The following is a 13,824-nucleotide window of genomic DNA, read 5'->3' on the forward strand; positions in this document are numbered from 1 at the left end:
ATGAGCGCAACCCGCACAGGCCGCAAACCGCCGCGCGTCGGCGATGCCCCCGTTTTCCGCCGCCTGCTGATCGGCATCGTGCTGGTCTTTGTCGCGCTTCTCATTCTCGCACCGCTCGTCATCATCGGCGTCGAGGCATTTTCCAAGGGCTGGGCGGTCTATCGCGATACGATCCTGCATCCGGACACGCAGCATGCCATCATGTTGACGGTGCTGGCGGCGCTCATCGCGGTGCCGGTCAATACCGCCTTCGGAGTGGCCGCCGCCTGGGCGATCACCAAGTTCGATTTCCGCGGCAGGCGTTTCCTGCTGGTGGTGATCGAAATCCCGTTCTCGGTATCGCCGATCGTCGCCGGGGTCGCCTATCTCTTCGTCTACGGCCTGCAGGGCATCTTCGGGCCGACGCTGGATGCATGGGATATCAAGATACTCTTCGCAATCCCCGGCATCATTCTCGCCTCGATGTTCGTCACGGCTCCCTTCGTCGCCCGCGAGCTGATTCCGCTGATGCAGGCACAGGGCCGCGATCTGGAAGAGGCGGCCACCTCGCTCGGCGCATCCGGCTGGCGCACTTTCCTTTCGGTCACCCTGCCGAACATCAAATGGGCGCTGCTTTACGGCGTGGTGCTGTGCAACGCCCGCGTCATGGGCGAGTTCGGCGCGGTCTCGGTCGTTTCGGGCAATATCCGGGGGCAGACCAACACGCTGCCGCTGCATATCGAGCTCCTCTATCACGACTACCAGGCGGCGGGCGCCTTCGCCTCCGCCTCGATCCTGGCGCTCATCGCCGTCTTCACCATCATCGCCAAGGTGGCGCTGGAACGCCAGGGCGCAGGCCGTGTCCGCGCTTCTGACCCATCTGCCGCCAATCCTGCGGAGAAAGCCCTATGAAAATCCGCCTCGACCACGTCGTCAAAACCTTCGAAACTTTCCGCGCCGTAAAAGACGTCTCGCTGGAGATCGAAAGCGGCGAACTGGTCGCGTTGCTCGGGCCGTCCGGCTCCGGCAAGACGACCATCTTGCGCATGGTCGCCGGGCTCGAATATTCGGATGGCGGTCAGATCTACTTCGGCGATCAGGACGCAACCGACATTCCGGTGCGCGACCGCGGCGTCGGTTTCGTCTTCCAGCACTACGCGCTCTTTCCGCACATGACGGTTGCGGAAAACATCGCCTTCGGCATGAAGGTCTCGAAGGTGAAACGCGAGAAGGCGGCGATCGAGGCGCGCGTCGCGGAACTGCTGCGGCTGGTGCGACTGGAGAACCTCGGCGGCCGTTTCCCCGCACAGATTTCCGGCGGCCAGCGGCAGCGTGTGGCGCTGGCCCGGGCGCTTGCGGTCGATCCCAAGGTCCTGCTGCTCGACGAGCCGTTCGGTGCGCTCGACGCCAACGTGCGCCGCGACCTGCGCCGGTGGCTGCGCGAGATCCATTCCGAACTCGGCATCACCACGCTGTTCGTCACCCACGACCAGGAAGAGGCGCTGGACCTTGCCGACCGTGTGGTGATCCTGAAAGACGGGCAGATCGTCCAGCAGGGCACACCGCAGGAGGTCTGCCGCGATCCGAAATCCGCCTTCGTGATGAAGTTCCTGGGCGACGCCAATGTCATCGCGGCGGAAGTGCGCGACGGCAAGGCCTATGCCAGCGGGGCGACGATCGCCGTGTCCGGTCTCGCGGACGGCAAGGCGGAGCTTTATGCGCGTCCAGCCGATCTCGACTGGTCGCTGCAGGGGCCGGGCATTCCGGCCAGCATTACCCGCGTCCTCGACCGGCCGGACGGAAGGCGGGTGCTGGCGACGGTGGAAACCGGCGAGCACCTGGAATTCGACGTCGAGCCAGAGCGGGCGGTAAAGGCCGGCGACGGGGGTTTCGTGACGCTGAGGCGGGCCAAGGTGTTTGCGATCGGGTGAGCGGTCGGCGGGTGCCTCTTCACCCGCCTGAAAGTTCGAACGCTTCCGTCGCCAGCACCTCTCCGTTGACGACCAGCTCGACGACATGTCGGCCGGGATAATGTATGCGGGTCGTGAAGTCGCGGATGGCGCGGCTGATCGAAAGCGCGCAGGCTGCGCCGGGCGCCAGTGTCAGTTCTTTCCATTTGAAGACCTTCTTCGACGTGCCGCCGGCCTTCTTCACGTAGTGGACGGCGTAGTCGATGACGAGCTTCTGCGGCTCGGCGGCGGTGGACGTCAGTCCCATGCCGATCTTCACCGCGCCGCCGAGCTTCAGCGACGAGGGCGTTACGGTGAAGGCGTCGACCTTTACCTCCGCCTTGTGGCCGGCGCCGAAGAGATGGAGGGCGCGGGTATCGCCCTTCTTGATCAGGGTGCGGAGCGCCTGTTTCATGATCCAGGCCGTGCGCGGGTCGTTCGGGTCCCAATGAGCGATCCTGTCGAAAACCCAGGCGGGATGGTCCTTGGTGATGTCGTTCAGGTGGTTGGCGACGGATTTGCGGACGTAGAGGCTCGGGTCGCTTTTCAGGTTTTCGAGGATCGCAGCGGCCGGCGAGGGATCGGCGATCAGTTCCCTGAGCTGGAAGGACCAAGGCAGGCGCGGACGGCAGCCTTCGCTCGCAAGCCGGCGCACATGCTCGTTTTCGTCCTTCGACCAGCGCTCCATCACGGCGAGCGTACGGGACAGGTCCTTCAACAGGAAATGCCGCACGGCGAATTCCGACGAGCCGAAACGGGTAAAATAGGCCAGGGCGTCCATCGAAAGGTCGAAATGGTCCTGACCGTAAAGCGCCACATATTCCGGCAGGACCATGGAGGCGAAGCCGTGGTTGATGCGGGGCGCCAGCTCCCGGAGGATTTCGAGATTGGTCGCGAAGCCGCCCGGCAGCACTTCGTGGTAGGCGAGGGCGATCTGGCGCAGCCGCTGCATGATGCTGAGATCATCAAGATCGTTCGAGGCGAGCGCCAAAAAGCGTTCGCCACCGAAGCCGGGATGGATGGCTGTCGTCTCCACCGCGAAATGCCTGAGGCGGTCGCGGTTGAAGATTTCCTTGAGCAGCGGGGCGGCTTCGGTCTCGGCCATGGGATCCATCTGAATGTTCATGGTTTGTTTTCTTGTTATTCGACTCGGATCAGGCCGGCAAGGATAAAAGAAAACCGGCCGGAGCGGCGTGCCCCGGCCGGTGTCAGGCAATTCGCGAATGACTGCGATCAGCTCATCTGGCTGACGAAGCGGGTTTCCAGATAGGCTTCGGTGGCTTCCGAGCCGCCTTCGGTGCCGTAGCCAGAGTCCTTGATGCCGCCGAAGGGCACTTCCGGAAGGGCGAGGCCGTTGTGGTTGATGGTCAGCATGCCGGCTTCCACCTGGCGGCTGAGGGCGTGCGCCGTCCTGACCGAACTGGTGAAGGCATAGGATGCAAGGCCGAAAGGCAGGCGGTTTGCCTCTTCCACGGCATCTTCATAATGCGAGAAGCGGTTGATGATGGCGATCGGGCCGAAGGGCTCGTCGTTCATGATCCTGGACGAGATCGGCGCGTCGGTGATGACGGTCGGCTCGAAGAAATAGCCCTTGTTGCCGATGCGCTTGCCGCCGGTCTTCAGTTCGGCGCCGCTCGACACGGCGTCGTGCAGCAGGTCTTCCATGGCGGGAATGCGGCGCTCGTTGGCGAGCGGCCCCATGGTGACGCCGTCTTCCAGGCCGTTGCCGACCTTGAGCGCCCGTGCGGCCTTGATGAAGCCTTCCGTGAACTTGTCGGCGACGCCGTCCTGCACCAGGAAGCGGGTCGGTGCGACGCAAACCTGGCCGGCATTGCGGAATTTCGCCAGCGCGGTGACTTCGATCGCCTTCTCAAGATCGGCATCGTCGAAGATCATCACCGGCGCATGGCCGCCGAGTTCCATCGTGGCGCGTTTCATGTGCTTGCCGGCGAGCGCGGCGAGATGCTTGCCGACCGGCGTGGAGCCGGTGAACGACATCTTGCGGATGACCGGATGGGCGATCAGGTATTCGGAGATTTCAGCGGGCGTGCCATAGACGAGGCCGACGACCCCGGCCGGAACGCCGGCATCGACGAAGGCGCGGATCAGTTCGGACGGCGAGGCCGGGGTTTCTTCTGGCGCCTTGACGATGATCGAGCAGCCGGTGGCGAGCGCTGCGGAAAGCTTGCGAACGACCTGGTTCAGCGGGAAGTTCCAGGGCGTGAAGGCGGCGACCGGGCCGACCGGCATCTTGATCGCCATCTGCTGCACGCCGCCGAAGCGGGCCGGGATGATCTGGCCATAGGTGCGGCGGGCTTCTTCGGCGAACCAGTCGATCGTGTCGGCGGCGCCCATGACTTCCATCCTCGATTGGGCGAGCGGTTTGCCCTGTTCGCGGGTCATCATGTAGGCGATCGGCTCGACCCGGGAACGCAGCAGGTCGGCGGCCTTGCGCATCAGCTTCGAACGGTCGAAGGGCGAAGTGTCGCGCCAGACCTTGAAGCCTTTTTCGGCGGCCTCGAGAGCGAGGTCGAGATCCGCCTTGCGGGCGTGGGCGATCTTGCCGATCACCTCTTCCGTTGCCGGATCGACGACCGGAATGGTCTCGCCGCCGATGGCATCGCGCCATTCGCCGTTGATGAAAAGCTTGACGTCGGGATAGGTCTGCATGAGATCCACTTTCGGTTTGAAAATCGCGGAGGGTGGGCCAAAAGGCACCCCAAGGGCGCAGTTGGGCCGCCGGCAGATGCGCGGAGAATTCCGGTGCCTGAGTTAGGATATCTGGCACCGGTAATCAACGCCGTATGCGCTGTTAAAGCGAATTTTGTGCGTTAAAGCTGCCTCGGGGATGCGGCGGCGTGACCGTGCTGCGCGGGCGGCGGTGGATCCAATTTTTTTCCGGCTGAATGTCGGATCGCCGAAAGCTCCTGCGTCTTTAAGGCATGGCCGCGGTCGGCGGCCTCGTAACCAGGATGAAAGGGAGAACTGCAATGGCGAAGAACACGATATGCTTATGGTTCGACAAGGATGCCGAGGAGGCTGCCCGCTTCTACGCCGAAACTTTTCCGGATAGCGCGGTCGGCGCCGCAATACGCGCGCCCGGCGATTATCCGGACGGCAAGCAAGGAGATGTACTCGTTGTGGAGTTCACCGTTGCGGGCGTTCCGTGCATCGGGCTGAATGGCGGCCCGACTTTCAAGCACAACGAAGCTTTTTCCTTCCAGATTTCGACCGAGGACCAGGAAGAGACCGATCGGTACTGGAACGCCATCGTCGGCAATGGCGGTCAGGAAAGCGAATGCGGCTGGTGCAAGGACAAATGGGGCATCTCGTGGCAGATCACGCCGCGTGTGCTCATGGAGGCCATGTCGGCCGGTGGCGCTGAAGCAAAGCGCGCCTTCGACGCGATGATGAAGATGCAGAAGATCGACGTCGCGGCGATCGAAGCCGCCCGGCGCGGTTAGGAGAAACGGTCCTCGGCAGACTTCGGTCGCTCCGGGAGGCGGGCCAGCCTGCGCCTGCCTCCGGGCATTCCCGTCGAAATGGGCGGCCATCGAAACAGGGTGCAGGAGAGGAGGGTACCAGCATGATCACCGTATATGGGGAAGGGAGAGGGTTTAGGGTCGTCTGGCTGCTGGAGGAAATGGGCCTGCCATACCGGTTGAGGCGGGTGGACCTGATCGCCGGCGTCGAGCACGACACGGAGTTTCTGGCCATCAACCCAGCCGGGTTCATCCCGGCGCTTCGGGATGGCGACGTCACCATGGTCGAGTCGATTGCGATCATGGAATACCTGATGGCCCGCTACGGGCCGACGCCGCTCGCGCCGCAGCCGTCCGATCCCGCTTTCCCCGCCTACCAGCAGTTCCTTCATCTCGGCGAAGCGGGGCTGGCAGCCTCCATGTATTTCGTCTCCGGCGCCCGCAATCTCGCGCCCGAGGCCGAGCGGCACAACTGGAGCGCCGGTCAGGCACTGGATGTATTCGAGAGCCGGCTGGGCCTGGTGACGCGGCAGCTCGCGCTTTCGCCTTATCTTGCCGGCGAGACATTCACGGCGGCGGACATTTCGGTGACCTACGCGCTGGAAATGGCGCGCAGGAACGTGGGCTTTGCCTTTGGCGAGGCTGAACGCGCCTATGTGGCACGGACCACCGGCCGCGAGGCCTACAGGCGGGCGATGGAGATCTGTATGGACACAAAGGCCTGGAACGAAAAAGCGTCGAGGCTTTGAAACCTAAGGAGAAAATCGATGGATAAAAGAATGAGTGACAGCCACACGGCGGTCGAACGGAGATCGGAACGCGAACTCGCCGTGACGCGGACCTTCGACGGTCCGGTCCAACTCGTGTTCGACGCCTGGACCACGCCCGAACTGTTCAAGCAGTGGTGGGCGCCGAAATCGAGCGGCGTTCCCCTGCTTTCCTGCGAGATGGATGTTCGCACCGGAGGCGGCTATCGCATCGCGTTTGGACATGACGCCGATAGCTCCATGGCCTTTTTCGGCAAATATCTCGAAGTGTCGCCGTCTTCGCGTCTGGTCTGGACCAATGACGAAGGCGATGAGGGCGCCGTCACGACGGTTACCTTCGAGGAAGAGGACGGCAGGACGCTGCTGGTCCTGCATGAACTCTATCCTTCCAGGGAAGCGTGCGACGAGTCCTGCGCTGGCATGGAAGGCGCGATGCCCGAGCAGTTCGGGCAGTTGGACGAACTTCTCATCACGTTGCGCGCAAGCGCGTGAACAAATAAGCCCGGCGCGCTGATAGCGGCCGGGCCGATTTGCCGAAGAGGCGAAACGCTCTTCTCAGAAAAACGCCTGAATACCCGTCTGCGCGCGGCCGAGGATGAGCGCGTGGACGTCGTGCGTGCCTTCGTAGGTGTTGACCGTTTCCAGGTTCTGCGAATGGCGCATGACGTGGAATTCGATCTGGATGCCGTTGCCGCCGTGCATGTCGCGGGCTGCCCGAGCGATGTCCAGCGCCTTGCCGCAGTTGTTGCGCTTGACGATGGAGATCATTTCCGGCGCCATCCTGTGCTGGTCCATGAGCTGGCCGACGCGCAAGCTGCCCTGCAGCCCGAGGGCGATTTCGGTCTGCATGTCGGCGAGCTTCTTCTGGTAGAGCTGCATGCCGGCGAGCGGCTTCCCGAACTGCTTACGATCGAGGCCATATTGGCGGGCGCGGAACCAGCAGTCTTCCGCAGCGCCCATGACGCCCCAGGAAATGCCGTAACGGGCGCGGTTGAGGCAGCCGAAGGGTCCCTTGAGGCCGGAAACGTTCGGAAGGAGCGCGTCTTCCGACACTTCGACACCGTCGAGAACGATTTCGCCGGTGATCGAGGCGCGCAGCGACAGCTTGCCGCCGATCTTGGGCGCGGAGAGGCCCTTCATGCCCTTTTCCAGCACGAAGCCGCGGATTTCGTTGTTATGGGCTTCCGATTTCGCCCAGACGACGAAGACATCGGCGATCGGGGCGTTGGAAATCCACATCTTGGAGCCGCGCAGGCGATAACCGCCCTCGATCTTCTCGGCACGGGTCTTCATGCCGCCGGGATCCGAGCCGGCGTCCGGCTCGGTCAGGCCAAAACAGCCGATCAGGTCGCCTGAAATGAGGCCGGGCAGGTACTTCTTTTTCTGCTCGTCGGAGCCGTAGGCATAGATCGGGTAGATGACCAGCGAGGACTGGACGCTCATCATCGAACGGTAGCCAGAATCGATGCGCTCGATCTCGCGGGCGACGAGGCCGTAGGCGACATAGGAGGCGTTGGCGGCGCCGTATTCTTCCGGGAGGGTGACGCCGAGCAGGCCGGTCTGGCCCATCAGCTTGAAGAGGCCTGCATCGGTCTGTTCGTCAAGATAGGCTTCCTGGACGCGCGGCAGCAGTTCGGACTTGGCGAAGGCGGCGGCGGAGTCGCGGATCATCCGTTCGTCTTCGGTCAGCTGGTCGTCGAGAAGAAAAGGGTCGTTCCAGGAAAAGGCCATGGGGAGCAGTCCTCCGCTTTTGAGCTAGGCAATTTGAAGTTTGAAGAATTATCGCGAGCCACGCGCGAAGAGCAAGCACCGTTTACTCATCCGGCCATGATCTATAGTAATAGGCCATGGTCAGTCTCTCGCGAAAACTGCTTCCCTCCACCTCGGCGCTCGCCGCCGTCGATTCCGTCGCGCGGCTCGGCAGCTTTTCCGCCGCGGCGGAGGAGCTTTCGCTGACGCAAGGGGCGATCAGCCGGCAGGTTTCGGGGCTGGAGGAGCAATTGGGCATCCTGCTTTTCGACCGCACGAGCCGCGGCGTGATGCTCACGACGGCCGGCTCCGACTATGCCAAGGCGGTGGCCGCGGCGCTCACTCAGATCCGCTCTGCCTCGCTCGCCGCCATGACCAAACAACATAGCGACCAGCTGAACCTCGCAATCCTGCCGACCTTCGGCACCCGCTGGCTGATGCCGCGCATCCCGCAATTCGTCGCCCGCCATCCGGAAATCACGCTGAATTTCGCGACCCGCATCGGCATGTTCGATTTCGACCGCGACGGCATCGACATGGCGATCCATATCGGGCCTATGGGTGAAAGAGGGCCGGACTGGCCGGGTGCGGAATGTACCTTCCTGATGGAGGAAATGGTGGCGCCGGTCGCATCGCCGGCTTTTCTCAAGGCGCATCCGATCGGCCGGGGCGAGGACCTGCTGCGGCTGCCGCTTCTGCATATGGCCTCGCGGCCGGGTGCGTGGGCGCATTGGTTCGAGAGTCTCGGGGTCACCGGCACGCCGTCACAGGGCATGCGATTCGAGCAGTTCGGCAACGTGGCACAGGCCTGCATCGCGGGGCTGGGGGTGGCCCTGATGCCGCTCTTTCTGATCGATTCGGAGCTGGCGGCGGGGCAACTGGTCGAGGCGTTTCCGCATCAGGTGAGGAGCCCGAGTGCGTATTATGCGGTGGCGCCGGCGAGCAAGGCGGGGTTCAGGCCGGTCGTGGCGTTTCGGGCGTGGCTGCTGGAGGAGGTCGGGCGGTATAAGGAAGAGGTCGTGGGGTGGTAGGTAAAGCCCTCAACTCCCTAGACACCCGCGTGTGAAGTTACTTAACTCGCGGGGCTGCCTACCGCCCTTCACCGCATTAACTGATCGGCAAAATCCAACTCGACTTATACAGGAATATTTGCCAAATCTCCCTTCGCGGGGAGCCGCATGGAAGTGTATGCATCAAGATATTTGGGGGATTTATGAAGTCGATTTTTTTGATCGCGTTTGCCGTCTTGTCGTGTGGTTTGGCGTCATGCGCGCCCACGCGTGGCGAATATGACGCTCAGACTACTGCGTTACAAGGAAGTTCACGACTGCGAGCTGAGGCTTACGACCGGTGCTTTAAGCGGGAGCGGTCGCCCGAGTGGATCAAGCATGGCTCAATGGTCATGGACGTTCCAGAGAGTAGGGTACGCTCGCTTTATTGCCGCCGGCTTGTTGACGGCCACGTAAATGGAAAACTTGGCTACGAAGATCTTCCGGCTAACAATGGTAGCAAAATGAATGCAAACGTGATCAAGGTCGTTCAAGGTCGCCGATAGGGCTGCCATTTGCGGGAAGCACCTGTCCCATCGGTTTCTAAAGAGCTCGGCAACGATCACGTCGGTTGCCGAGCTTTACTTCATCTAGCCAGGAACTCTTTCTGAGCGGCTCTGATTTGATCTTCTTGATAACAGGCTTTCAAGAAAGAATAATCAATTGCGCCAGCATAAAGCTTGCCTTGGAAGTCATCGATACTCCATTGCAGAAGAGAGCCACCCAATAGCGGCATCAATCCCTGATTGCTGCAGCTGAACCGCACGCACCGAAACTGAGGTGAATCGGAATCTGTACAATCGAACCCATGACGGCGGAACTCGACAGCCATTTGCTCTCTGTTGCCATGCTTTCCGATTGCATGTCCGTCGACCCAGTCCTGAAATTCGACCGCCTTCAATGCCAAGGCGTCTTTCTTGATGGGGCTCTCACCATATGCTGAAGTGAAGCTCGCTAAAAAGCCAATAAGCAGAACCGGGTTGATCTTTGAAAACTGTGACATTGGACCTCCAAAAGAATTTGGTAGGCATTGTTGCATAACACTTTTTCGTGCTCGGGTAGCAAACTTGAGGGTCCTTCTCGAAATCTACCTCGGATGGATTGCACGCGGCGTCACACCAAGGGCGGTGGGTGTGTATCACTAAAGCCGCGGCCTCCTGTCCAACCAATCCGTCGCCGTCTCATACGCAAGCGCCAGTTCCAGCACCGCCTTATCGCCGCGCGGGCGGCCGATGATCTGGATGCCGTTCGGCACGCCGTTTAAGTTGAAACCGGCTGGCATGGCGGCGACCGGCAATCCGGCCATCGAGGCGGGGATCACCACTTCCATCCAGCGGTGATAGGTATCCATCGTCCTTCCGCCGACCTCTTTTGGCCAGTGGGTGGTCGCGTCGAACGGGAAGACCTGGGCGGAGGGCAGGATCAGGTAGTCGTAGCGCTCGAACAGCGTCAGCAGGTAGCGATACCAGGCGCTGCGGCGCCTGGAGGCGAAATGCACCTCGCGGGCCGACATGTCGAGGCCGCGTTCGATCTCCCAGACGATTTCCGGTTTCATCAGGGCGCGCTTGGCCGGGTCGTCGTAATTATCGCGCTGGCCGTTGGCGGAGAGCCAACTCCGGAGTGTGGTCCAGGAGCGCCAGACATCGGCCATGTCGTAATCCGGCACGACATCGTCCACCTTGCAGCCGATCTTTTTGAAGACGGGCAGGGTGGAGCGGCAGAGGTCCAGCACGCCTGGCTCGAAGGGCAGGTAGCCGCCGAGATCGCCGAGCCAGGCGATGCGGGCGCCGGAAAAGTCGCGGCCGGCCTCCGGCATCAGGTCCTCCGTCGGCAGCGACATCGGATCGCGCGGATCGTAGCCGGCCTGGGTGGCGAAAAGTGCGGCGGCATCGGCCACCGTGCGACCCATCGGCCCGAGCACGGAAAGCTGACCCATATACATTTCGAGCTTCAGCGACACCGGGATGCGGCCATAGCTCGGACGGAAACCGACGACATTGTTGAAGGCGGCAGGGTTGCGCAGCGAGCCCATCATGTCGCTGCCGTCGGCGATCGGGAGGAGATGGGCGGCAAGCGCCGCCGCGGCACCGCCGCTGGAGCCGCCAGCGGTCCTGGTCAGGTCGTAGGGGTTCTTCGTGGTACCGTGGACAGGATTGTAGCTCTGCGAGCCGAGGCCCTGTTCGGGGGTGTTGGTCTTGCCGATGATGATGGCGCCCGCCGCGCGGATGCGCTCCACCATCACCTCGTCCTTGTCCGGTACGAAATCGGCGAAGATCGGGGAGCCGTAGGTGCAGCGGATGCCCTTCACCTCGCAGAGGTCCTTGATGGCGATCGGCATGCCATGCATCCAGCCGCGCGAGGTGCCGGCGGCGAGTTCCGCATCGCAGGCCGCGGCTTCGGAAAGAAGCGCATCGGCGTCGCGCAGGCTGACGATGGCGTTGATCGCCGGATTGAATTTCCCGATCCGGTCCAGATAGGCCTGCATCGCCGCGACCGCGGTCATCCGTCCGTCGTGGATCGCTTCCGAAAGCCCCGTGGCGGAAAGGGCGATGATCTCGTCGTTCTGCATTTTTCTCTCCTCGCGAGCCTGCGATTTCCACTGGGCATGGAGACAAAGTCAAGGCAGGATGTGGGGATATCTGTCACCTGGTGGTTACAAACGACTCGACAAAAGCTTTTGACCAAAGTATGGATGCTTAAACGTTTAATCAGAGCATTGCATGGCCATAAACCGTTCCGGACCGAATATGAGCGCGATCGCTGCCGCCCTCGGCGTGTCGGCCGCGACCGTATCCAACGCGTTGTCCGGCAAGGGGCGCGTTTCGCCGGAGCTGATCGAGAAGGTGCGCGCCAAGGCGGCCGAGCTCGGCTACGTGCCGAGCCTGACCGCGCGGGCGCTGCGCACCGGCCGTTCCGGAGTGCTGGGCCTCGTCCTGCCCGATATCGCCAATCCGCTTTTTCCCCAGATCGCCCAGGCGATCGAGAATGCCGCGTCGAATGCAGGGTATGGCGTGCTGATCGCCGACTCGCGCGGTGATATCGCCAGGCAGACGGAAGCGATCGGCCGGCTGATCGAGCGTGGCGTCGACGGCATGGTGATCGTGCCGCGGCGCGGTACCCGGATCGCCGATGTCGGTTGCCCCGTCGCGGTCATCGACACGCCCTCCACCCCCGGCAACACGGTTTCCGCCGACCATTGGGAGGGCGGTGCGGAGATGGGCCGGCATCTTTCCTTGCTCGGCCATCGCAAGGTGCTGCTGATCGGCGCCAGTCCCGCCTCAAACGTGCAGAACGACCGCATCGGTGGGCTGAAGGCGGGGCTCGGGCCGGGGGTCGAATGCGACACGCTGTGGATCGAGAAGGTCGAGGCGATTGAGGGCGAGGGTTGCCCGCTGGGGCTTGCTGCGCGAGCGGCGGCGGGTTTTACGGCCTTCGCGGCGGTTTCCGATCTTTCGGCGCTCCGGGCGCTCACCGAATTGCAGCGCGCCGGCATCGGTGTGCCGGAGGCGGTCAGCGTCAGCGGTTTCGACGACCTCATCTGGTCTCCGGTGGTGACGCCGGCGCTCACCACCGTGCGCATGGACATGACGACGATCGCCGATCTCGCGATTGCCGCGCTGATCCGGGCGATCGAGCCGGAGGACGAGCCGGAAGACGCTGAAAAAACCATCGCCGGCAAGGTCGCCTCCGGGCAGGACCGGGTGCCGATGCAGCTCATCGTGCGGCAGTCCACGGGGGCGCCGCCCTCCGCCAGTTTGCATGCCCCCAACAAACCGACAGCAGGAGAACTCGGAACATGAAGAAGGTCATTCTCGCATCGGGCACCGCCCTGATGCTCACCATGGGCGCCGTACAAAGCCCCGCTCTGGCCCAGGAAAAGACGCTGACGATTTCCGTCTATGCGCTGGCCCAGGACGAATACAAGCAGATCGTCTATGAACCCTTCCAGGCCATCTGCGGCTGCAAGCTGGTGGTCGAGACCGGCAACAGCGTCGAGCGCCTCGCCAAGATGGAGGCCAACAAGGCGAACCCGGTCATCGACATGGCCGTCGTCTCGATGGCCGATGCGCTGGCCGCCTCGCGTGCCGGGCTGATCGACAAGATCGACACCTCGAAGCTCGCCAACTTCAACAAGCTCTACGACGTCGCCAAGGACCCGAACAAGGACGGCATGAGCGTCGGCTATACGTTCTACGCTACCTCGATCGCCTATCGGTCCGACAAGATGAAGATCGAATCCTGGGCCGATCTCCTGAAGCCGGAATATGCAAGCCATATCGCCTGGCCGAACGTCACCACCAACCAGGGTCCCCCGGCGCTCTACATGCTGGGTCTTGCGCTCGGCAAGGATACGCCGGACCTGAAGGCCGCGATCGAAGCGGTCGGCGCCAGGAAGAGCGAGATCGTCACCTTCTACGAGAAGTCCTCGCAACTGGTGCAGCTGATGCAGCAGGAAGAGATTTGGGCCGCGCCGATCGGCCGCTTCACCTGGGCCCCCTTCACCAAGCTCGGCAAGCCGGTCGCCTGGGCGACCCCGAAGGAAGGCCAGACGGGCGGCATGAACGTCATGATCGTCCCGAAGGGCGGCAAGAACCAGGAACTCGCGCTGAAGTTCATGGACTTCTGGCTCTCGACCGAAGTCCAGACCAAACTCGCCGAAAAGTTCATCGACAGCCCGGCCAACAAGGACGTCAAGGTTTCTCCCGAAGTCGCCAACAACCTCACCTATGGCGAGGAAACGGCAAAGAGCCTGAAACTCATCCCGTCGGCGGTAGCCCTCGACAACCGTGCCGGCTGGGTGAAGAGCTGGAACGAGAAGGTGGGACAGTAAGGGCTGGCATCATCACTG

At 62.5% G+C, this 13,824-nt stretch carries 13 protein-coding genes; 8 read left to right on the forward strand and 5 right to left on the reverse strand.

Annotated elements, in window-relative coordinates; all coding sequences use genetic code 11:
- Together cysW and DMO26_RS11885 are read left to right on the forward strand one after the other, a co-directional pair.
- Positions 1-891 carry a sulfate ABC transporter permease subunit CysW gene (gene cysW, locus DMO26_RS11880; protein WP_117192250.1) on the forward strand — a complete coding sequence of 297 codons (891 nt, stop codon included), beginning with the start codon at positions 1-3 and terminating at the stop codon, positions 889-891.
- The gene (locus DMO26_RS11885; RefSeq protein WP_117192251.1) at positions 888-1,910 is read left to right on the forward strand and encodes a sulfate/molybdate ABC transporter ATP-binding protein; all 1,023 of its coding nucleotides are present in this window, start codon (positions 888-890) and stop codon (positions 1,908-1,910) included. Before cysW ends, DMO26_RS11885 begins: the two co-directional genes overlap by 4 nt.
- Before the next feature lie 19 nt (positions 1,911-1,929).
- On the opposite strand, the gene DMO26_RS11890 is transcribed toward DMO26_RS11885, so the two are convergent.
- Complete coding sequence (locus tag DMO26_RS11890; protein WP_117192330.1) at positions 1,930-3,033, reverse strand: DNA alkylation repair protein; 1,104 nt, start codon at positions 3,031-3,033, stop codon at positions 1,930-1,932.
- A 128-nt stretch (positions 3,034-3,161) separates the two neighbouring features.
- Positions 3,162-4,598 (reverse strand): NAD-dependent succinate-semialdehyde dehydrogenase, encoded by a 1,437-nt coding sequence (locus DMO26_RS11895; protein ID WP_117192252.1) that lies wholly within the window; start codon positions 4,596-4,598, stop codon positions 3,162-3,164.
- A 320-nt stretch (positions 4,599-4,918) separates the two neighbouring features.
- Here DMO26_RS11895 and DMO26_RS11900 point away from each other — a divergent pair, with 320 nt between their 5' ends.
- The 3 genes from DMO26_RS11900 to DMO26_RS11910 all read left to right on the forward strand — a co-directional run bounded on the left by DMO26_RS11900 (position 4,919) and on the right by DMO26_RS11910 (position 6,669).
- Positions 4,919-5,392, forward strand: coding sequence for a VOC family protein (locus tag DMO26_RS11900; protein ID WP_117192253.1), 474 nt, complete (start codon positions 4,919-4,921; stop codon positions 5,390-5,392).
- A gap of 122 nt (positions 5,393-5,514) precedes the next feature.
- Entirely contained in the window at positions 5,515-6,159 is a 645-nt protein-coding gene (locus tag DMO26_RS11905; RefSeq protein WP_117192254.1) for a glutathione S-transferase family protein, read from the forward strand.
- A gap of 18 nt (positions 6,160-6,177) precedes the next feature.
- The gene (locus DMO26_RS11910) at positions 6,178-6,669 is read left to right on the forward strand and encodes an SRPBCC family protein (RefSeq protein ID WP_117192255.1); all 492 of its coding nucleotides are present in this window, start codon (positions 6,178-6,180) and stop codon (positions 6,667-6,669) included.
- Positions 6,670-6,732: 63 nt separating this feature from the next.
- On the opposite strand, the gene DMO26_RS11915 is transcribed toward DMO26_RS11910, so the two are convergent.
- Positions 6,733-7,908 (reverse strand): acyl-CoA dehydrogenase, encoded by a 1,176-nt coding sequence (locus tag DMO26_RS11915; protein ID WP_117192256.1) that lies wholly within the window; start codon positions 7,906-7,908, stop codon positions 6,733-6,735.
- A 116-nt stretch (positions 7,909-8,024) separates the two neighbouring features.
- On the opposite strand from DMO26_RS11915, the gene DMO26_RS11920 reads away from it, so the two are divergent.
- A complete protein-coding gene (locus DMO26_RS11920) occupies positions 8,025-8,957 on the forward strand; it encodes a LysR family transcriptional regulator (protein ID WP_117192257.1) in 933 nt (310 codons plus the stop codon).
- Between the two features lie 604 nt (positions 8,958-9,561).
- On the opposite strand, the gene DMO26_RS11930 is transcribed toward DMO26_RS11920, so the two are convergent.
- Together DMO26_RS11930 and DMO26_RS11935 are read right to left on the reverse strand one after the other, a co-directional pair.
- Positions 9,562-9,978 carry a hypothetical protein gene (locus DMO26_RS11930; protein ID WP_117192259.1) on the reverse strand — a complete coding sequence of 139 codons (417 nt, stop codon included), beginning with the start codon at positions 9,976-9,978 and terminating at the stop codon, positions 9,562-9,564.
- Positions 9,979-10,116: 138 nt separating this feature from the next.
- Entirely contained in the window at positions 10,117-11,544 is a 1,428-nt protein-coding gene (locus tag DMO26_RS11935; protein ID WP_117192260.1) for an amidase, read from the reverse strand.
- A gap of 151 nt (positions 11,545-11,695) precedes the next feature.
- On the opposite strand from DMO26_RS11935, the gene DMO26_RS11940 reads away from it, so the two are divergent.
- On the forward strand, positions 11,696-12,775 hold the full coding sequence (locus tag DMO26_RS11940; protein ID WP_162894824.1) for a LacI family DNA-binding transcriptional regulator: 1,080 nt from the start codon (positions 11,696-11,698) through the stop codon (positions 12,773-12,775).
- Positions 12,772-13,806, forward strand: a complete 1,035-nt coding sequence (locus tag DMO26_RS11945; RefSeq protein ID WP_117192261.1) for an ABC transporter substrate-binding protein — start codon at positions 12,772-12,774, stop codon at positions 13,804-13,806. The genes DMO26_RS11940 and DMO26_RS11945 overlap by 4 nt, the downstream gene beginning before the upstream one ends.
- Positions 13,807-13,824: the final 18 nt, after the last annotated feature.

Origin of the sequence: Rhizobium terrae, assembly GCF_003425685.1 — a bacterium.
Classification (GTDB): Bacteria; Pseudomonadota; Alphaproteobacteria; order Rhizobiales; family Rhizobiaceae; genus Neorhizobium; species Neorhizobium terrae.